The organism is Nitrospirota bacterium (assembly GCA_016214855.1).
Lineage (GTDB): Bacteria > Nitrospirota > Thermodesulfovibrionia > Thermodesulfovibrionales > UBA6898 > UBA6898.
In genome coordinates this window covers 88,997-109,097 of the sequence record JACRMT010000003.1, presented here as the reverse complement: position 1 = coordinate 109,097, position 20,101 = coordinate 88,997, and the positions used below count along the sequence as shown (strand labels likewise).

Genomic DNA, 20,101 nt, shown 5'->3' with positions numbered 1-20,101 from the left:
CAGCAGATATGTAACGTTAGTGACATCCTGAAGCATGGACGCTAACCCTTCAACAGTATGCCCTTCAGTCTTTCTGCATAGACCCTGCCGGCTTTATCGTCGGTGACGAACTCGATCTCCTGAGGCCTGCTGATGCCAAGACCGATCTCAACCGCCCGCGCTATCTGCTCCTGCTCAAAGATCTTTTTGCCCATGACCGCATCATTGCTGCCGAGATCCTTTAAAACCGCCAGACCTACTGCATCGATTGCTATCCTGTCCGTACCGGCAATGATCAGATCCGCCCTTTTCCGCTTCCCCTCTGCCGGGCCGCCGTCAACAAAAGCCTCGATCGCATCCATCACAATGAGCGATGGATTGTATGCCTGATTGATCTCCGCGATCATCTTGCGCATGGATCTGAATGAAGTATGGAGTTCTGACATGTTCCTCTTGTGCGTCACTCCTACAGACAGTTTCAGTGACATCGTAAATACGCCGCCATATCCGTGCGTTTTGAGGCAGCAGGTGGATACAACACATTCCGAATCAATAACAGGCTTTGCCACATCAAAGCCGTCGTTCCAGTGGCTCTTCACAGGCTTTACTTTCATCCACTGGCTGTCAGGCAGTTCCTCGAAGTTGATGATCCTGACATTCTCTTTTTCACAAATGCCATAGATGCCCTTTTCCTTTAACACCTTTGCTGTCGAGCCAGGCCCGCACCGCTCGCCAAGCGTTATAGCTTTTGCTCCCATGACCTTAAGATGTTTTATCAGGTTCAGAAGGGTATCATTATGCGTTGAACCGGGAAAGGCATCAGCACTGTTAAAATTCGGCTTGAGCAGGACCTCTTTGCCTTTTATCGGATTGATCTCAAGAAGGTCGATAGACCGCTTCACGCCGGCTGCCCTGTCCGTGGTCTTTACGAGCGAAACCTTTGCATTGGGATGAGTCATGGTTTGAGCCGCGTCCTTCTTAAGACCTGTCTGCTGTTTCTCATCGGTCACCAGAGAAAGCATCATGCCTGAAGCGCCAACCATAAACTCCCTTCTGTTTATCATAATGCGTCTCCTTATGTTTCATCCTATCATGGCCAAGTATAATAAGGAAGAGGCTTTCCCGGTTGGAGGTAACACTTTAATTACCGGTGGTAGCCCCTCCTTACCAGGGGTTGGGGAGGTTTTGGCAGATATTCCAATACCCCACCTTACCCTCCCCTTGACTTTCTAAACCCGTAACTGAAGAGATATGGTTGGTGTATAATCAGATACGACCATGCAAAAGATCTCTTCTGAAAAACCGGCGCTCAGCCTCTCACAGCTCAATGGCCTGATAAAATCCGCAATTCTTGATACGCTGCCTGACCAGTATTGGGTGGTCGCGGAAATCGCTGACCTTAAGCTGAACCAGAAGGGCCACTGTTATCTTGATCTTGTTGAAAAAGAGGGCAATGCTGCCATAGCCCAGATCAAGGCGAATATCTGGGCGTATGAATACCGTGCCATCAGCAACAGGTTCCAGAAGGCAACCAATGAGCCGCTGAAACAGGGCATGAAGGTCCTTTTCCTTGCCTCAATATTGTTCCATGAGGTCTATGGCCTGAGCCTGAACATCAAGGATATTGACCCTACGTATACCATGGGCGAGATGGCACGAAAGAAGAAAGAGGTGATCGACCGCCTCAGAAAAGAAGGTCTCATTGACCGGAACAAGGCCCTTGACCTGCCGCTTGTGCCCCAGAGGATAGCAGTTATTTCATCACCTACTGCTGCCGGTTATCAGGACTTTTTCAACCATCTCGACAATAACCCTTACGCATACTGCTTTGTCCATACCCTCTTCCCGGCCCTGATGCAGGGACAGGAGGCAGAAGGCTCGATCATTAAGGCATTGACCGCGATCCGGCAGCAGAAGAGCGCTTTTGACCTCGCGGTGATCATCCGGGGCGGAGGATCGGTCATTGACCTCAACTGCTTTGACGGTTATCCCCTTGCAGCCGAGGTAGCGGGCTTTCCTCTTCCTGTTATTACCGGCATAGGCCATGAAAAAGACGATACGGTTGTTGATATCGCAGCGCATACAAAGATGAAAACACCGACCGCTGTGGCTGAATTTCTGATATCAGGCATGCGGAGCTTCGAGGAAAATGTCCTCGGACTCGAAAACAGGATCGTATCCTCTGCTGAGCAGCTGCTGAGAGATGAAAAGCAGAGGCTGACTTCGTTTGCGCAGAGAATTTCCCTGGTTCCGATCCGGCTGACCACGGTCCACAGGAACAGGCTGCTTATCCTGCAGCGCGACATGAAAGGCGCCCTGCAGCAACGGATGCAAAATGAACAGAACAGGCTCAGCAGTGCAGAGCAGGCCATACGTCATCTTGATCCAGCGCATGTTCTCAGACGGGGATATAGCATAACCACGCTCAGGGGAAAGATCCTCAGGGATGCCGCACTGCTGAAGAACGGCATGTCCATAGAAACACAATTGCAGAACGGGACGGTCACAAGCATGGTGCAGTCCGGAAAGGAGGTAAAGAAGAGTGCCAAAGAGCAAAGAACTGACTTACTCCCAGGCTTTGAAGGAGCTTGAGAAGATCGTCAAGGAAATAGAGTCAGAAGAGGTGGACATTGATATCCTCGCTGAAAAGATAAAACGTGCATCGCAGATCCTTACGTTCTGTAAGGGCAAGCTCAGGACAGCAGAAGATGAGGTGAAAAAAGTTCTCGCCGAAATGGATGGTGAGGCAGAGACCGGCACAGCAGACAAAGAAGAGGAAGTTTTTTAATAAGCACCTGGATTGAGCTGTAAACATTGCGGGTGCATTTAACGAAATAAATGCGGTCACCGGGGCAACCAGTTTTGGGAAAAAACCAAACCAGCGTTATTCACCGACACCTTATATGATACCTATACAAAATCTATGGAGCCCATACAAACCCCTGACGGGCCTTTACGTTCACACAACGCCCTCACATCAGTTTGAAATCAACCCTGCTGTCCCTGATCTTTTCTTTTTTCTCAGGCTGGAGCGTGTTCGGCTCGATCAAAAAGCTGCTTCAGGAGGACTGATTTGATGATCGGCGGCAGGATCAGAAAGCCGATGATCGAGAAAACAACCAGAAAGGCCGCAAACCCTTTCATGGTCTTCTTCAGGTCCACCTTCGAGGCTATTGCACTGATCACTTCCCCGAAGGCCATCATGTGAATCTCCCTACTTCAGTTCAGACGTGCAGTGGCCGCATCTGACCGCTTTAATCGGGATCACCGAAAGACAGAAGGGGCATTCCTTGGTTGTCGGCGCAGCAGGCGGCTCCTCAGACTGCCTCTTCAGCCGATTAATATTCTTTACAAGCAGAAAGACCGCAAAAGAGACGATAAGAAAGCTGATGATCGTGTTGATAAAGAGGCCATAGTTCATGGTTACTGCCCCGGCGGTCTTGGCGTCGGCCATGGAAGCATAGGGAGAAGGAATTTTCCCTTCCTTAAGCACCAGGAAAAAACTCGAAAAATCGACATTTCCCAGAAGCATGCCTATCGGCGGCATGAGGATATCATTCACCAGAGAGGTCACGATCGTTCCAAATGCAGCGCCAATAATAATACCGACTGCCATATCCACCGTATTCCCTTTTACCGCAAATTCCTTGAATTCATTCAACATGCCCGGAACCCTCCTTTTTGTGATATCTTAGCAAAAACAAAACGTTATTTTACATTCAGCTCGATAGTGCGCAGTTTCTGTCTTGCCAAAGCGTGGTCCGGAGCCAGTTCCAGAACTTTCTCATACCCTGTCTTTGCCTCAGCAAAATCGCCCCTGAACATGCTCAGGTCGCTCTTTGCCATATAATATTGAAAATTATACGGTCTTGCCTTGATAAGCAGATCACATGCTTCAAAAAGCATATCAACAAAACGATCTTTCTGGATCGCATGTTCCGCGATCACCTTTTGGTTTTCAGGTGAATTTCTTACAAATACAATGGCTTTTTGCGAGAAAAAGACAGGCAGCCACTCACGGTCCTTCACCAGTTCAAATAAGAGAGGGTATGTCTCACCATATTCGACGAACAGGGGCATAATTATATAGTTAACTCCATAGCTGTTCAGGATGGATTTCCAGTAAGGCGCTCCGGCATAATCGATGGCAACCGCAGCACCTACACTGCGTTCAACTGCATGCGTCCCGGGATACAAAAATCTTCCGTCAATAAAGACCTTTCTTTCCGGTCCCAACCGCCACATCAGATAGCCGCCCCAATCGGAAAAGTTAAACATATTCCCTTTCATGTCATTCTGGAAGATAAAGTCAGCTGCCCTGACCGGCATGCTATAGTTTGATATCCAGTTCCCCCTGGTAATTCTGAAGACATTCAGCCGTTCATTCCAGGCAAAATATGCTGCTGCAAACACCGTCAGGCAGATGAGAAAGAACCTGGTGTATTTCAAAAGCCTTTTCCGGGAAAAGGCGTTTCCGATAAAGGGCAGGGCGGCAATCATAAATAAGGGGATATACCGTATCGCATTAAAGGAGAAATAACCCGCTGACGCAAGAATTGCCATCTGAGTAATATCAGACCTTCTTCGCGTTATAATGACCCCGATCAGACAAAGGAGACAAAAAAGCCAGTACAGCAGGACATCTCTTCCGCCCATCGAAAATCTCTCAATCGATGAGGCAAATTCAAGGTTATTGGCAACGATATCGGCAAAATCCCTGTCTGCATACAAAAGCTGGTTAAGTGCATGATAGGTATTTGGATTCATGAGCGAAAAGACTATGCCACAGGCCCCGGCTGTAACCGCTTTTCTGAAGACTTCGGGGCGCAAAGGCCGCAAAGAGGGGTGCAGGTATTTTATCGATTCCATGAGCACAAACAATACGATAATGAGCTGCCCCAGCACATAGCCCCCATGCATATTTGCCCATACAGCCATCAATAGTGACAGCATAATAACCATCCGCTTCCCGCTGTATTGTGCTTGTTCCCTTCTTATATGCTCCAATAGGTATAACAACACTGAAAAGAAAAGGAACGAAAAGAAGTGAGGTCTTTCAACAGGATACGTCAGGAAACTGATCAGGAATAACATGAGGAGACAGAGATGAACTATCAGGTCCCCCTCTCTTCTCTTTGACATAACATAGGCAAGTATGCCGACAACAATAAACCGCCCAACGACTATCCCGTGGATTCCGCCCGACAGGTAAGCGAAATATACTATGAGCTGACTCAGCCAGTATGAGGTAAGGATGAAGTCCGCCCTCTCACTATACGTTTGCGGTGTTGTATATGAGAAGGGGTCCTCAGTGGGAAGGGTCTGATTCTGCCATATCCATTCGCCGGTCTTTAAGTGCCAGAAAAAATCGTTATCAACCACCGGCCTCAAAAGATAGAGTGAGGAGACAACAATAATCAAAATCACTAAGGTCGCCCGAGCAGCCTTCCATCTTCCGCTATCTGCCATATAATGATCCAGAAAACCAATGTTGCCCGGTATAACGCATGACTACGACACCTCTCTGTCCACCTATCTGTTCATTTCGGGCAAAAACATTGGCAGCAAAAGGCTGACTGCTCAGAACTCCGACTTCAGCGCGCGGTTCATAAGACTGAGCACAGCGGTTTCAGGGTCCTTCCCCCGATAAAGCACCTCATAGACCTGTTCTATGATCGGCATTTCGATACCTTGTTGCTGAGCAAGCTCGAATGCAGACTGTGAGGTTGCAACACCTTCAGCAACACTCTTGGTGGAAGACAGGATGTCTTTGAGCGTCATGCCCTGGCCAAGACTGACGCCTACCGTATAGTTTCTCGAGAGGGGACCTGTGCAGGTAAGCACAAGATCGCCGAGGCCGCTCAGGCCTGAAAAAGTCGTGGGATCAGCTCCCATTGCCTTGCCAAGCCGAGACATCTCCACAAGGCCACGCGTTATGAGAGCTGCCCGCGCGCTGTGGCCGAGGCCGAGGCCGTCACTGATCCCTGATGCTATGGCCACAACATTCTTTAATGCTCCGCCAAGCTCAACGCCGATCACATCAGTATGTGTGTAGACGCGGAAATAGCCGGAGTTGAAGATCTCCTGAAGCAGCAGTCCGGTTTCGATATCTGCTGCAGCGAGGGTAACAGCGGTGGGGAGTTTCCTGATCACCTCTTTCGCAAAGCTCGGGCCCGAAAGTGCCGTAACCTCTCTGCCGGTGACCTCATGCAGGATATCAGACACGGTAAGAAGCGTACCCTGCTCTATGCCCTTGGATGCGCTGATCATGACCACATCGCTGCTCAGATAGTTAACCGCTTCCTTGAAAACAGATCGGGTAAACTGTGTTGGCACTACATTCAGCACATAACGTGACTTTTTGACAGCCTCTTCAATGCTGCTCGTTGCCCTCAGACCAGCCGGCAGGGGCACATCAGGGAGATATGTGCTGTTTCTGCTTTTTTCATTGATCTCATCCGCAACGTCCTTCTCACGCGCCCAGAGAGAAACGTCATAATCCTTCTCCACAAGCAGACTTGCGAGCGTTGTTCCCCAGCTTCCTGCGCCTATGACCGTAATATAACTCATATTCTATGGCACCATGATACACGAAAAGGACGCAATATTGCACGATAGCGAAACAATGAACCTCGTTTTCAGCATACCCTCATTTTTTTCCCTTTTCTATCTTTGCCCATGTATCTTTCAGCGTGACAGTCCTGTTAAATACCAGTTTGTCCGCTGCCGAATCCCGATCAACGCAGAAATAACCCATTCGCTCGAACTGAAACCTGCTTCCGGCGCCCGCGTTGACAAGTCCCGGCTCAACATAGCATGGATCAAGCACTTCAACGGATCGCGGATTGATCTCGGCAATGAAATCACCGCTCTCCGCCCCTGGCTCAGCTGCTGTAAAGAGCGTATCATAAAGCCTGACCTCTGCCTTGACTGCCTGCTCTGCCGATACCCAGTGCAGGGTTGCCTTCACTTTCCGGTTGTCAGGCGCATCTCCGCCGCGTGTTGCCGGGTCATAGGTGCAGTGCAGTTCGATCACTTCGCCGGTCTTTTCGTCCTTTATAGCCTTTTCACAGGTGATAAAATAGGCATACCGCAGCCTCACTTCCCTGCCCGGAGCAAGACGGAAGAACTGCTTTGGAGGGTCCTCACGAAAATCCTCCTTTTCAATATAAAGCACACGGGAGAAAGGAACTTTCCGTGTTCCTGCATCCGGGTCCTCAGGGTTATTGATGGCATCAAGCTCTTCTTCCTGCCCCTCAGGATAGTTCGTAAGAACGACCCTAAGAGGGCGCAGCACTGCCATAACGCGGGGAGCACGTCTATTCAGGTCTTCGCGTATGCAGAACTCGAGAAGCCCAAGATCCACCATACTGTCCCTTTTCGCAACGCCGATTCGCTCACAGAAGTTTCTGATCGACTCCGGCGTATAGCCTCTTCTCCTGATGCCGGAGATGGTCGGCATGCGCGGATCATCCCAGCCCTTCACATGGCCATCCTTGACAAGCTGAATAAGCTTTCTCTTGCTCAGCACGGTATAGCTGAGATTGAGACGTGCAAACTCTATCTGCTGAGGCAGGGGCCGTTTCAAAAGTCCGCCCTCGGCCAGCCGCTCAAGGAGCCAGTCGTAAAAAGGCCGCTGATCCTCAAATTCAAGAGTACAGATCGAGTGCGTTATATGCTCAAGCGCATCTTCGATGGGGTGCGCATAGGTGTACATGGGGTAGATGCACCACGTATTGCCGGTCCGATGATGTTCAGCGCGCTTGATGCGGTAGATCGCAGGGTCGCGCATGTTGATGTTTGGCGAGGCCATATCGATCTTTGCGCGGAGGACCATAGCGCCGTCAGGGTGTTTGCCGTCGCGCATTTCGCGGAACAGACAAAGATTCTCATCAGCAGTGCGCTCGCGGAACGGGGAATTTTTACCCGGCGCAGTCAGCGTCCCCCTGCTCTCGCGCATCGCATCAGCAGACTGGCTGTCCACATAGGCATGATCTGCGGAGATAAGGTATTCTGCCGCTTTATACATGAAGTCAAAGTAGTCGCTGGCATAAAACGGCTCAGGGCCAAAATCAAAACCAAGCCATGTGACCGAATCAATAATCGAATTCACATACTCCTGCTCTTCTTTTTCGGGATTGGTGTCGTCAAAGCGAAGGTTGCATATGCCGCTGAACTCCTGCGCAATGCCGAAGTTAAGGCATATGGATTTAGCATGGCCCATATGCAGGTAACCGTTCGGCTCCGGCGGGAAACGCGTATGGACCCGCTTTTCAAACTTTCCGGTCTTCTGATCCTCCGTGATAATATCGCGGATAAAATCAGATGGTCTTGGGGTTTCGTCAGTCATCTATTATGTCCCTTCGTATGCAACTACTCAGCTAACATTCTACCCTATTCCTTCAGATTGTTGCACCGTGAAATAGTATCAGCGTATTATAAAGAAATGAGATTGTTCAGATTCAGGTCGTTCGCGTTTTCACACATTACCCTGACGGGTTCATCCCTCTTCCTCCCACGGAGGAATCTGCTAAAACCCTTCCTTGCCTTTCTGCTCCTGTTTTCCCTGCTCTGCGGCATCGGGTATGCCAAGGACCCTCAGCAGCCAGCCCAGCATGAGGCCAACAAGGCCAGGCTTCTTGCATACCTTATTCGCAATAATCTTGAAACAAAGCACTTCACGCATAAAAAAATTGATGACAAGGTCTCGGAGGCGGCTTTCGGCCTTTATCTGAAACAGCTTGATTATCAGAAAAGAATCCTGCTGATGGCGGATGTCAACAGCCTGAGGAACTTTTCAAAGCTCATGGACAACGAAATGAACTCGGGAAACCTTGAGCTTCCGGTCAGAGGGTCGGCAATCCTCTCAGCCAGGGCTTCGTCTGTTCACAAGATGGTAAAGGATATCCTTTCAGAGGATTTCGATTTCTCGGCAAAAGAGTCCCTTGAGACCGATTTCGAGAAGATCGAATACTGCAAAGACGATCAGGAATTGCGGGAACGATGGAGAAAGATACTGAAATACGAGATGCTGCACCAGTATCTGAACCAGACCGAAGAGACTGCATTCGCTGCAGCAGAGGCGCAAAAGCTCAAGGACAGGGAGACAGACAAGAAATCATCTGAGGATAAAGACCCCAGAAGAACTGCACGCGACAAGGTCCTGAAGGCCTATGACCTGTTTTTTTCGCGAATAAGCCGCGAAAAAGAAGACGAACACTATGAACGTTTTTTCAATGCTGTCGCTCACACCTTCGATCCGCATACAGACTATATGCCGCCCACGAACAAAGAGGATTTTGATATCAGCATGCGCGGTTCACTCGAAGGAATAGGCGCAACGCTCAAGGAAGAAGAAGGCCAGATAAAAGTGGTGGCAGTAATGGCCGGCAGCCCTGCTTCAAGACAGGGCCAGCTTCAGGCTGAAGACATTATCCTTAAAGTCGGCGAAGGCGCCAATGAGCCTGTCCCTATCAGCGGCATGAGGGTGCAGGATGCGGTCAAGCTGATCAGGGGGAAGAAGGGGACTGAAGTGAGGCTCACGATCAGGAAGCCGGATGATAAGGTATTGACCATATCGATCGTGCGCGATGTTATCCAGATTGAGGACACCTTTGTAAAGAGTGCTGTCATCAAGGACAATGAAACGGGCGACGCGTTCGGCTATCTCAAGATCCCTTCCTTTTACCGGGATTTCGAAGGTACCAGCAACGGCAATAAAGGAAGAAACGTAACAGACGATGTCAGGGCTGCCTTTACCAATGTTCAGGCTCAAGGCGTCAAAGGTCTGATACTCGACCTCAGAAACAACGGCGGCGGAGCGCTGACCGATGCGGTAAGAATAGCCGGATTGTTCATTAAGACAGGGCCCGTTGTCCAGGTAAAGAGCGGTATTGACACCATAACGACATTATCGGATGATCTGCCGGAGATCATGTATGACGGACCGTTAGTGATCCTGGTCAATACGATCAGCGCCTCTGCTTCAGAAATATTGGCCGGCGCGCTTCAGAACTACGGCCGCGCTGTTATCATAGGCGGAGAGCATACTCATGGCAAGGGAACGGTCCAGACTATCCTGAATCTTGACAACAATCTTCCGTTCGAGAACATGGAGGCGTACAAGCCCCTCGGCGCCCTCAAACTCACTATCCAGAAGTTTTACCGAATAAATGGCGACTCCACGCAGTATCGGGGCGTAGTCCCGGATATCGTGCTGCCGGACGTACTGAGCGGGCTGAAGACAGGAGAGCAATATCTCGACTTTGCCTTGCCATGGGACACGGTCAAGCCGGTTGCCTACACTCCCTATTCGAAATGCAAGCCTGCTATGTCCGGCCTGCAGGAGAAAAGTCGTTCACGGGTCAAATCAAGCCAACAATTTATTGATCTGGAAAAACAGGCCGCACGACTGGCAGAAAAAAAGAAAAATACGCTCAGGTCTCTGAATATTGAAGATGTCAGAAGGGAAATAGAAGAATCACGCAGGGACAAGGAAAAGGACCTTAAAGCACCTCATAGTCAACCAAATGCGGACAAAGGCCCTAAAACACCTGATGAAAAAAGAGAAGACTTTCTCAAAGCTGTCTCTGATGATCCCTATGTAAAGGAAGCGATGTCAGTCATGGGAGACATGATTGCCGCTGACCCTTCCTGCCTCACGACCGCGGCAAACTGAACAAAGGCCACTGATATCCTTGCGCTGCACAAAAAAGAGGCCGGCATAAAGATCAAATGCACATTCGTCCATCTTGATTTTTCTTTATGTTCACTCTCCTGCTCTATCGAGATCATGCCTCCGGGGATAGATCAGCGGTCCTTCAAGTAATCCCTCACAACGTTGATACTTTCTGCAGGTCTTTCTCCAAACATTGAATGTCCGCTCTCTTTGATGATCCGAATCTTCGCATTGGAGAAAAACTTCGCCTGTTTCTCCTGGTGTTGTCTGCCGATAAGCTGATTGCATTCGCTAACCAAAAATAATACCGGAGCCTTGAAACGCTCAACACCTTTGATCAGGTCGATATGAAAATCACCCTGATCATTCCTTGCAGAGAGTAAAATTGCGTGCCCGGCCGACGCCCCTGCCCTCCAGTGCAAGGCTCCGCTTTCAGGTACAATGCCATTACAAAAGTATTCAGTATTGGCATAGGGTGCAACCTGCCCGATAAAGTAATCTGATGCTGCATCCTTGTCCGGCCCTTTGATATGCAGTGATTCGAACCACGTTTTTGTCGCTCGAAGCAGAAAACCGAATTCCCATCTTGGCCCCATCTTTACTCCTGCCTTTTTCATCATCTCTGTTGAAAGAAAACCAGGTTCGGCAAGCACCGCATGGCTGACTTTTTCAGGATATCTGCCAAGATAACCAGAAACAAGCATCGCGCCCCAGGAATGACCTATCAGTTTCACGTTATTGCCTTTTCCATAGTGATCAACGATCGCGTTCAGATCTTGCAGTGAGGTTTCCAGTGTGATTTCCCGCGGATCGATCCTCGGCGAAAGGCCACTTCCCTGCTGATCGTAGAAGACCACATAATATTCGTCAGCCAGATTCTGCAGCGGCAATAAACTGCGATAGTCCCAGCCGGGACCGCCGTGTACTACTATGACAACGGGATTAGCGGCACTGCCGAAAGTCTCCGCGTGAAACAGATTGCCGTTTATCGTCGCACGAGGCAGAGCAGGATCATCGGCAACAGTCCCCGGAACAGAATGGCTGCTGGTTAACAGATAAAAAAGAAGAGAAAGTGCTGCAACTGCGGCGCTGATATAAAGAAAGACCTTGAGTATAGAGATGAGGGAGTTTTTCATTTGAGCGCAGCCCCGATCAGGATGCCGGCTGGCGTCGTGTCAAACCCGGCCCGGAGAGACGGATTATTTTGGTACATCATGCCGAAAAGCAGCATCATGAGGGCCGGGAAGACTGCCCAAAAGATCAGACTGCGCCGCTGACGCAGGTACTCGGTCAGGATACGACGCGTGATCGCTGAGATCTGCCTTAATGAGAGACTTACGGCAGCGGGCATCTTTCCTGATTCCATCTTACGTATCCTCCTCTGCAGTCACCGCCCTGAGAGCTGATGCGGTTCTGCAGTCATCTTTGATCTTAGGATAACACGGAGCATATCGTTTCCTATCGCTATGTTACCGTCATCTTCATGCCGCTTATTTCAAGATAGTTCAGCCAGAACAGGATAACGATGTTAAAGCAGTTGATATACTTGATAATACCATCACACAAAAACTAACTATACAAAAACTGTACCACTCAAACAAAAAAGGAGTTAGTCATAAATGGCTAACTCCTTGATTTTAAATGGTGGGCAATGGCAGGATCGAACTGCCGACCCCTCCCGTGTGAAGGGAGTGCTCTCCCGCTGAGCTAATCGCCCCGAAAGACAGTGATGAGAAATAAGTGATGAGTGATCAGTAAAAAACTACAGATAAATAGATGATACCAAAAAACTGTATTGCGGGACAAATGTTGTATCCCATTACTCATTACCCATTACTGATTACCCATCACCGACCTGGATCAGTATAAAACATCAGCCTAATTCCTGCCAATACAGGAATACTTGAACCCCAACTTCCGCATCTTTGCCGGCTCGTAAATATTTCTGAGATCGAAGAAATATGGTGTTTTCAGCAAGACCTTGACCTTCATAAGCTCAAGGCTCCGGAACTCGTTCCATTCAGTCACGATCACAAGAGCATCAGCACCCTTCATACAGTCATAAGGATTCTTTGCATATCGTATCGTACTTCTGAATATTGCCCTTGCATCATTCATGGCAATGGGGTCGTATGCCCTCACCTTTGCCTTTGCCTTGAGCAGCTGATCGATAAGAAATATGGACGGCGCCTCGCGCATGTCATTGGTGTTTGGCTTAAAAGAAAGGCCGAGTATCGCAACGGTCTTGCCTGCCAGCTTGCCGAGCCCATCACGGATCTTTTCGAAAGCAAGCTTCTTCTGATGTTCATTCACGTCTACGGCTGACTTCACAATGCCGAGTTCCATATCATGATTTTTTGCAATGGTAAGCAGGGCCAGCGTGTCCTTGGGGAAACAGGACCCTCCGTAGCCCGGTCCAGGATGGAGAAATTTGGAGCCGATCCGCTGGTCAAGCCCCATGCCTTTAGCGACCATATGCACATCAGCCCCAACCCTGTCACAGAGACCTGCCATCTCATTAATAAAGGATATTTTTACGGCAAGGAATGAGTTTGACGCGTATTTGATCAGTTCTGCAGTCTCTACGTTCGTAATAACAAAGGGAGTCTCGATAAGGTAGAGCGGGCCGTAGAGGTCTTTTATGATCGCAATGGCCTGCGGGCTCGATGCTCCGATAATAACCCGGTTAGGCCGCATAAAATCCTCGATTGCCGAGCCTTCTCTCAGAAACTCGGGATTGGAGACAATATCAAAGTCCACCTGTTCCTTGAGCTTCTTTGAGATGATCTTCCTGAGACGCGCGCCTGTGCCGACCGGGACCGTACTCTTGGTAACGATGACCTTGTATCCCCTGATGCTTTGGGCTATCTCTTCGGCAACGGCTTCCACATAGCGCATGTCCGCAGACCCGTCGCCCCGCGGTGGTGTGCCGACCGCTATGAAAATGACCAGGCAGGGATCAACAGCATCCTGTATGCGCGTAGAGAACTTGAGCCTGCCGTTGCGGATATTCTTCTTAACAAGATCACTCAGGCCCGGCTCATAAAAAGGGATCTCGCCTTTTTTCAGCGCCCTGATCTTCTTTTCGTCCTTGTCTATGCAGGTTACGGCAACACCAAATTCGGCAAAGCACGCGCCGGTCACCAGACCTACATATCCGCTTCCGATCACTCCTATATGCACGTTTCCTCCCGAGGTCCCAACCAGTCAGGACGCAGTATTATACAAAAAACTTTGGATTATGGGTCATAGTTGCATTTTCAAGTCCTTGCGTTTTGAAAGAATATAAGGATTTCCTGATGCACAGATTCACCGAAACAGATATACTTATCGTATGGAGTCAACAACAGACGCAGCCGGCAGATTGCATCATGAATGATAGCCGTGAACTGCACCGTATCCTTGAGAAACAGAACAAGAAACTCTCCATCCTTTATGAAATTGCCCTCACGGTCGGCAAGTCACCTGATCTCAAGACAATCCTCGACGATGTGCTTGAAAAGATCCTGAGCTTCATGGGCGTTGATGCCGGCGTCATCTATGTGATAAACGACGAAACCCTTGATATGATCCCGGTGGCCTTCAGAAACCTCTCCGAAGACGTCGTCAATGACCTTTGCGAGAACAGGGTCAAGGTCGGCGAATGCATGTGCGGCACCATTGCGCAGTGCGACAGGGAGGTTATCATTTTTGAGAAGGCATCGCTGGACCCGAGATTCACAAGGGGCGTGCTTAAGAAAGAGGGCATGGAGTTCTATGCAGGCCTCCCGATAAAGGCAAAAGGAAGGGTAGTCGGCGTCCTCTGTGTGATTACCCATGCGCCCTATGCTCCTGATGAAGAGCTCTTGGACATCTTGCGGGCAGCTACTCGGCCTATTGGGCTTGCGATCGAAAATGGCCTCATCTTCGAACATATAAAAAGAGAAGCCGCTGTCAAAAGCAGATATGTGGACTTCAAGGGCATCATAACCAGTAGCCCCAAAATGCACGAGGTGTTGAGTCTTGTAAGAAAAATTCTTAATGTGCCGACCAGGATCTTCATTTATGGTGAGAGCGGCACCGGAAAGGAGCTCATTGCGCAGGCGATCCACTACAATAGCGTCAGGCAGGACAAGCCTTTTATTCCGATAAACTGCGCTGCGTTTCCTGAAACGCTTCTTGAGTCCGAACTGTTCGGCTATGTAAAAGGCGCATTCACCGGGGCTGAAACGGACAGGGCAGGATTCCTGGAGGCAGCTGATGGAGGAACGCTCTTTCTGGATGAGATCAATTCCATGAGCAGCAGTCTGCAACTCAAGCTCCTGAGGTTCCTCCAGGATGAAACGTTCTACAAAATTGGATCAACGTCCTCCGTACGGGTCGATGTGCGGGTTATTGCGGCGACAAATCAGGTCATTGAGGAAAAGATCAGAGACGGCAGTTTCAGGGAAGACCTCTATTACCGTCTGAATGTGATAAAGATCGATCTTCCTCCGCTCAGAGACAGAAACGAGGACATACCTCTTCTCGTGCGGTATTTCATCCAGAAGTTCAACAAGAAGCTCGGCAAAAATGTCAGGAGCATTTCTGAAAATACCCTTCTCGTTCTCATGAAATATCCCTGGCCGGGCAATGTACGGGAACTGGAAAATGTCATTGAGAGGGCTGTCATTATGGCGGAAGGAAAGGAACTGGTGCCAAGAGATCTGCCGTCTCAGATTTCGTCCTCTCTTGAGAAAGAATCAGACTGGACACTGGAGCACTTTGAGAAAGACCATATAGCAACAGTCCTGAGCATCACAAACGGCGAAATGAAGAAGACTGCCCAGCTCCTCGGCATAAATCAGTCAACGCTCTGGAGAAAGCTGAAGAAATTAAATGTGACACGTGATTGATTGCAAAATGCAAGTTTTCCGTGCCCATGACCGTGCATTTTGCAATTCCGGCGTGCCAGGTCTTATTCTTCCCAAGGCAATATTCCGCAACATCTCATGGATTAAAACATCTTCGATGCAGACTACAGGGCCATTTCCGAGGGCCTTCCGAAACTGACTTCTCCTCCTGATCCGAGATGCGGTCCATCGGTGTTATCGCCTGGCACAGGGATTGCAATTACTTAAGTTCAGCGTGCAAAAAAATAATGGCAAAGGGAGGTAGTTATGTCTCAGGAAACAGTTAAGGCAGCGCTTCAGGCCACCATCGGGGCCATCACAAAAAACCCAAAGGCTTCAAACGTAGTGTTCAGGGCAGAGACAGAGCTGGTCAAGGATGTTCTCTGCAAGGTAAAGATACGGGATTTCGCTCCCTTTGCAATTGACGAGCCGGCCGAACTCGGCGGCGGCAACGAGGCCGTGAACCCTGTCGAACTGGTCCTCGGCGCTCTCGGCACCTGCCAGGAGGTCATGTATGCCGCATATGCCTCGGTCATGGATATTAAGCTCGACAAAGTTAAGGTTGATGTAAAAGGGTATCTGGATCTCAAAGGGCTCTTCGGCATGGATACGGCAGTACCTCCCGGTTTCAGGAAAATATGCTATGAAACCACTATCGAAAGCCCGGCAGACACTGAAACACTTAATAAGCTTGTGGCAATCGTGGAATCCCACTGCCCTGTGTACGATACGCTTATCCGGGCAGTTGAAGTCGCAGGCACGGTCTCGATCAACGGCAGCAAACCCGCTGCAGCCTGCCCGGTAAGTTAATGAAAAGACGTTCCTTACCGGGCTTGCAGATGTTTTTTTGTTATTTTGTGATGATGTCTGGTGGAATTATTGGCATAAGACAGAGATACATCCGCAATTAATCGAGCAGCTGAAAGATTCATGTTGCATCAGCGAAACAGGCCGGTTGGCATAGCTTGTTTTGAGCTTGCAGCAGGGTGATCTGCACCTGCCTCGTTTATCATGCCCTCCCCTGACGCGGGTAACGGCCTTTTGTGCCTGTCCGCGACCGCGCAATGGACAACGACTTTCTCTGAAGGCACACGCCTCCAGCCTCGTCGGCGGACAGTCAAGGTGCCCTGCAAAATCTCATCATCCGCAAGCTTGATTGATAAACTTAAAAATGCGTATTGACATCGATGAATGAATAAGAATAAAATTGCTTTCACATAGAGACCGTCGATAATAGCAAACTATCTGGGAGGATAGGACGCAAAGCCACTGGTCCAGAAAAGGACAGCAGGGTTGCCAAAGCGGTGATTGGATATAGTATCCGAATCCCATTCTCTCAGGAGATTGGGATTTTTTTATGGGAGATCTGAAGTCATATTGTGGGAGCGTCCACGGGGAATACCGATAGTCCTTCGGCGGCATACATAAAGAGAGAGAGGTGTTATATATGAACAGGACTGATATTGAGACAAATGAGCAGAAGCTTAACTGCTGGGAATTCAAGAAATGCGGACGGGAGGTTGGAGGAGAGAATGCTTTTGAACTGGGGGTGTGTCCTGCAAATACCAACCGTCGACTGAATAATGTGCATGATGGCATGAGCGCCGGCCGGGGATGCTGGGCTGTTGCCGGGACTCTTTGCGGTGGCATTGTTCACGGAACATTCGCGCAAAAATACAGAACCTGCGGGCAGTGCGATTTTTATGAATATGTAAAATCGGAAGAAAGGGAAAATCTTATTCCCACGATGACTCTTCTGAAGATGCTGGAGTAGACGTCCAGGGGCCAAAGACCGGCAGTGGTCGTCAAGCTTCTCTGCAGCACGTGAGCGTCACTTCCCTGACCGGGGAAACGATCTCTCTTTCTTCTCATATCCGCGCATGCCGCCCAGCGAAGGGAAACCGTCCGGCTCAGGATCAGGCTTCTTTCTGAGAATAGTGAGGCGCTCCTTCATGGTCTGGATCTCTACGGTCTGACTTGCAATGATCTCTTCTGCGAGCCGGCGGACAAGCGGGTCTTTTCCATGGATGAGAACAAGCCGCGCCATCTCTACTGCGCCCTCATGATGCGGAATCATCATGGCCAGAAAATCCTTGTCAGAGTCTCCGGTCATAGGCGCTGACTCCATGTCCTTCATCATGACCGCCATGCCAGCCTGCATGCCTGAGCCGAATTCACTGCTGCCATGCTTATGCTGTGCATATGCAGTTGCGACTATTGCACCTATCACCAATGCGAGCAGAACAAGCTGTTGCCAGCCTCCTGCTAATCTCTTCATAAGTCCTCCCTGATCCCCTATGCTGTCTGGCCGCGAAAACCGGGCCTGACATAAACGAGGTTTATGCTCTTTTTATTCCTTAATTCCCCTGATGGAAGCATGAGCGAACCGAGAGGTATCCGCGCGATGAATACCGGATTAAGGGGATCTGAAACATCAAAGGCTGTGCAGACTGTCTGGCCTGCATTCGGCGTGCCGGGCAGCTCGTCCTGCTCATGAGAAACGTACAGGATATTCCCTGCAGGGTTGGTCCAGAGTCCATGAGCTTCGCGTCCGCGTGTGAAGAACGTTTTGACAACCTTCCTTTCCTGCGGAGCAACGGAACGGTCAATGATTGCGATCTGGCTTGAGGCAACGTTGCCCGGTCCTGAGTCATCAACACGTGCGAGGCTCACATAGACAGCCTTTCCTTTGGCGTTCTCTACAAACTCAAGATGGTTAGGCCTTGCGAGGTTCCCCATATGTATGGTGCCGAGGACATTGAACGGATCTGCTGTACGTATTGCGGAAACAGAGTCTGCAAGTTTGTGCGAGAGCCATATCTCTGCCCCGTCAGGCGATGTCTTTTCGAAGGGTGTAAACCCGGGCTTATCCTGGGCGCTTATGTCCACAGTCTTCAGCCTCGACGGATGTGAAAAACCATTGTTATCAGGATTGACCATGAAGATATCCATCTTTGAAACTTTCTGGCTGATCACAAATGCGAGCTTCCCGTCCTTTGAAAACCAGACCTGGCTCGGCCCATTAATCGTCGGAAGATATTCCCTCACAGCCTTTGCATCTGTTCCGCCCGACTGCCTTACGGCATTTGCAACGTCAAGGATCGCGATCCTGTCTTCGCCGCGAACAGCAACCCAGAGTTCTTTGCCGTTCCTTGTGAAGGTCGGCTCATGCGGCTCGCGGCCAACAATGATGCCACTGGTCAGCCTTTCGGGATTAGTGTTCGGCCCCACAAAGGCATTTCCATTGTTGCCTATGACTTTTTTCGTCTGCGTGTCTATGAGGTACACATTGCTGCTGCCCCTCCCCGACGTTGCAAGCATGGTCCCGTCCGGGGACGGCACAACGCCATGCGCATCGATGCATCCATGGTAAAGCGGCTTATGGATCATACCTGCATGCGTCGGCGTCACCCCTCCTGTCACGAACCGGAACGGAGGTCTCGGGTCTTCATCGAAACTCGTGAGGTTTATGGTCGTCTCAACCATGTTTGTCCGCGGGTCTATAACGGTAACCGTATTCGAGTCCTCGTTCGCGATAAATACCCTGTCTTCAGGCCCTATGTCCTGGCCCTTATCCCCTGCAAATGAGATGCGCGGACTGACAGTTGCGGCAACTGCAGCCATTGAAGCAAGCTTCAGCAGATCCCTTCTGGTAATTTCCATGATAAGCCTCCCTTAACATGATTAGCAGTCACGGCAATACGGAATGTATCTCCCTTATGCCATTGTACCAGAATGCTGTTCAAAGGCAAGCGGGGCAAGGCCGACCGGAAAAGAGGCTGGAAATCCTTAAGAGACAGCCTGCCCTATACCTTGCTGATTACGATCTCTCCGTTGGCTTCTTGAGACTGTCGAACGGACGCCTGTAAAGAACATCCCTTATTGGCCTCAATATCATTGAAAAAATATATCGATAGTGATATGGTAATACCATATTATATCGATGGAGGTTATGTCATGCAGTCAGTAACCGTATCACCGAAATATCAAGTGGTTATACCGAAAACAGTAAGGGAGTCTCTGAATCTTCATCCTGGTCAAAAAATGCAGGTCGTGGAATATGCAGGCCGTATTGAGCTCATACCCGAACGCGAAATCAAAGAACTCCGGGGCTTTCTCAAGGGCATCAATACGGAATTCAAACGCGAGAAAGACAGAGCATGAATATTGTAGATTCTTCCGCGTGGCTCGCCTACTTCGCAGAGGAGCCTAATGCCAGGCATTTCCTTGCCCCATTGAGTGATTCAGCTTCACTCGTGGTTCCGACGGTAACGATATATGAGGTTTTCAAGGTAATTCTTCGGGAGGCTGGTGAGAATGAAGCGCTGCAGGGTATTGTTGCCATGCAAAAGGGAACGGTTGTGGACCTGACAGCACCATTGGCTTTAGCCGCTTCAAAACTGAGTCTGGAGCACAACCTTCCTATGGCAGACAGTATCATTCTCGCAACAGCGCAGGAGTTTAATGCCATCATTTGGACTCAGGACTCAGATTTCAAGAACATACGCAACGTGAAGTATTTCGCCAAAAAATAAGGAATTATCCAACCTGTTCAATTCTAAGGTGCGGCAGA

The 20,101-nt window shown here is 49.6% G+C and carries 19 protein-coding genes, 1 tRNA gene and 1 riboswitch; of the genes, 8 read left to right on the top strand and 12 right to left on the bottom strand.

Features of this window, described 5'->3' with window-relative positions:
- Positions 1–41: 41 nt before the first annotated feature.
- Positions 42–1,043, bottom strand: coding sequence for a DUF362 domain-containing protein (locus HZB62_01655; GenBank protein ID MBI5073865.1), 1,002 nt, complete (start codon positions 1,041–1,043; stop codon positions 42–44).
- A 214-nt stretch (positions 1,044–1,257) separates the two neighbouring features.
- Between HZB62_01655 and xseA the strand changes: the two genes are divergently transcribed.
- On the top strand, positions 1,258–2,571 hold the full coding sequence (gene xseA / locus HZB62_01650) for an exodeoxyribonuclease VII large subunit (protein ID MBI5073864.1): 1,314 nt from the start codon (positions 1,258–1,260) through the stop codon (positions 2,569–2,571).
- Positions 2,522–2,767: an exodeoxyribonuclease VII small subunit gene (gene xseB, locus HZB62_01645; GenBank protein ID MBI5073863.1), complete on the top strand. Its 246-nt coding sequence runs from the start codon at positions 2,522–2,524 to the stop codon at positions 2,765–2,767. Before xseA ends, xseB begins: the two co-directional genes overlap by 50 nt.
- A 233-nt stretch (positions 2,768–3,000) precedes the next feature.
- Here xseB and HZB62_01640 read toward each other — a convergent pair whose 3' ends face one another.
- The 5 genes from HZB62_01640 to HZB62_01620 form a co-directional block, all read right to left on the bottom strand.
- Entirely contained in the window at positions 3,001–3,183 is a 183-nt protein-coding gene (locus tag HZB62_01640; protein ID MBI5073862.1) for a hypothetical protein, read from the bottom strand.
- A 10-nt stretch (positions 3,184–3,193) separates the two neighbouring features.
- Positions 3,194–3,643 (bottom strand): large conductance mechanosensitive channel protein MscL, encoded by a 450-nt coding sequence (mscL, locus tag HZB62_01635; protein MBI5073861.1) that lies wholly within the window; start codon positions 3,641–3,643, stop codon positions 3,194–3,196.
- A 44-nt stretch (positions 3,644–3,687) separates the two neighbouring features.
- Complete coding sequence (locus HZB62_01630; protein ID MBI5073860.1) at positions 3,688–4,932, bottom strand: hypothetical protein; 1,245 nt, start codon at positions 4,930–4,932, stop codon at positions 3,688–3,690.
- 627 nt (positions 4,933–5,559) lie between these two features.
- Positions 5,560–6,549, bottom strand: coding sequence for an NAD(P)-dependent glycerol-3-phosphate dehydrogenase (locus HZB62_01625; GenBank protein ID MBI5073859.1), 990 nt, complete (start codon positions 6,547–6,549; stop codon positions 5,560–5,562).
- A gap of 79 nt (positions 6,550–6,628) precedes the next feature.
- Positions 6,629–8,329 carry a glutamine--tRNA ligase/YqeY domain fusion protein gene (locus tag HZB62_01620; GenBank protein MBI5073858.1) on the bottom strand — a complete coding sequence of 567 codons (1,701 nt, stop codon included), beginning with the start codon at positions 8,327–8,329 and terminating at the stop codon, positions 6,629–6,631.
- A gap of 96 nt (positions 8,330–8,425) precedes the next feature.
- Between HZB62_01620 and HZB62_01615 the strand changes: the two genes are divergently transcribed.
- The gene (locus tag HZB62_01615) at positions 8,426–10,657 is read left to right on the top strand and encodes a carboxy terminal-processing peptidase (protein ID MBI5073857.1); all 2,232 of its coding nucleotides are present in this window, start codon (positions 8,426–8,428) and stop codon (positions 10,655–10,657) included.
- Between the two features lie 131 nt (positions 10,658–10,788).
- Here HZB62_01615 and HZB62_01610 read toward each other — a convergent pair whose 3' ends face one another.
- From HZB62_01610 to HZB62_01595, 4 genes are all read right to left on the bottom strand, one after another.
- Positions 10,789–11,793, bottom strand: coding sequence for an alpha/beta hydrolase (locus HZB62_01610; protein ID MBI5073856.1), 1,005 nt, complete (start codon positions 11,791–11,793; stop codon positions 10,789–10,791).
- Complete coding sequence (locus HZB62_01605; GenBank protein MBI5073855.1) at positions 11,790–12,023, bottom strand: hypothetical protein; 234 nt, start codon at positions 12,021–12,023, stop codon at positions 11,790–11,792. Before HZB62_01605 ends, HZB62_01610 begins: the two co-directional genes overlap by 4 nt.
- A 276-nt stretch (positions 12,024–12,299) precedes the next feature.
- Positions 12,300–12,374, bottom strand: a tRNA-Val gene (locus HZB62_01600).
- Between the two features lie 161 nt (positions 12,375–12,535).
- A complete protein-coding gene (locus HZB62_01595; protein ID MBI5073854.1) occupies positions 12,536–13,840 on the bottom strand; it encodes a UDP-glucose/GDP-mannose dehydrogenase family protein in 1,305 nt (434 codons plus the stop codon).
- A gap of 188 nt (positions 13,841–14,028) precedes the next feature.
- On the opposite strand from HZB62_01595, the gene HZB62_01590 reads away from it, so the two are divergent.
- The 3 genes from HZB62_01590 (at position 14,029) to HZB62_01580 (ending at position 17,302) form a co-directional block, all read left to right on the top strand.
- Entirely contained in the window at positions 14,029–15,531 is a 1,503-nt protein-coding gene (locus tag HZB62_01590) for a sigma-54-dependent Fis family transcriptional regulator (GenBank protein ID MBI5073853.1), read from the top strand.
- Positions 15,532–15,795: 264 nt separating this feature from the next.
- Positions 15,796–16,338: an OsmC family protein gene (locus tag HZB62_01585; GenBank protein MBI5073852.1), complete on the top strand. Its 543-nt coding sequence runs from the start codon at positions 15,796–15,798 to the stop codon at positions 16,336–16,338.
- A 415-nt stretch (positions 16,339–16,753) separates the two neighbouring features.
- Positions 16,754–16,829: riboswitch (cyclic di-GMP riboswitch) on the top strand.
- Positions 16,830–16,975: 146 nt separating this feature from the next.
- On the top strand, positions 16,976–17,302 hold the full coding sequence (locus tag HZB62_01580; GenBank protein MBI5073851.1) for a hypothetical protein: 327 nt from the start codon (positions 16,976–16,978) through the stop codon (positions 17,300–17,302).
- Between the two features lie 57 nt (positions 17,303–17,359).
- On the opposite strand, the gene HZB62_01575 is transcribed toward HZB62_01580, so the two are convergent.
- Together HZB62_01575 and HZB62_01570 are read right to left on the bottom strand one after the other, a co-directional pair.
- Entirely contained in the window at positions 17,360–17,806 is a 447-nt protein-coding gene (locus HZB62_01575) for a DUF305 domain-containing protein (GenBank protein ID MBI5073850.1), read from the bottom strand.
- A 17-nt stretch (positions 17,807–17,823) separates the two neighbouring features.
- The gene (locus HZB62_01570) at positions 17,824–19,191 is read right to left on the bottom strand and encodes a YncE family protein (protein ID MBI5073849.1); all 1,368 of its coding nucleotides are present in this window, start codon (positions 19,189–19,191) and stop codon (positions 17,824–17,826) included.
- A 294-nt stretch (positions 19,192–19,485) separates the two neighbouring features.
- On the opposite strand from HZB62_01570, the gene HZB62_01565 reads away from it, so the two are divergent.
- Both HZB62_01565 and HZB62_01560 read left to right on the top strand, forming a co-directional pair.
- Entirely contained in the window at positions 19,486–19,692 is a 207-nt protein-coding gene (locus tag HZB62_01565; protein ID MBI5073848.1) for an AbrB/MazE/SpoVT family DNA-binding domain-containing protein, read from the top strand.
- Positions 19,689–20,063 (top strand): type II toxin-antitoxin system VapC family toxin, encoded by a 375-nt coding sequence (locus HZB62_01560; GenBank protein ID MBI5073847.1) that lies wholly within the window; start codon positions 19,689–19,691, stop codon positions 20,061–20,063. The genes HZB62_01565 and HZB62_01560 overlap by 4 nt, the downstream gene beginning before the upstream one ends.
- Positions 20,064–20,101: the final 38 nt, after the last annotated feature.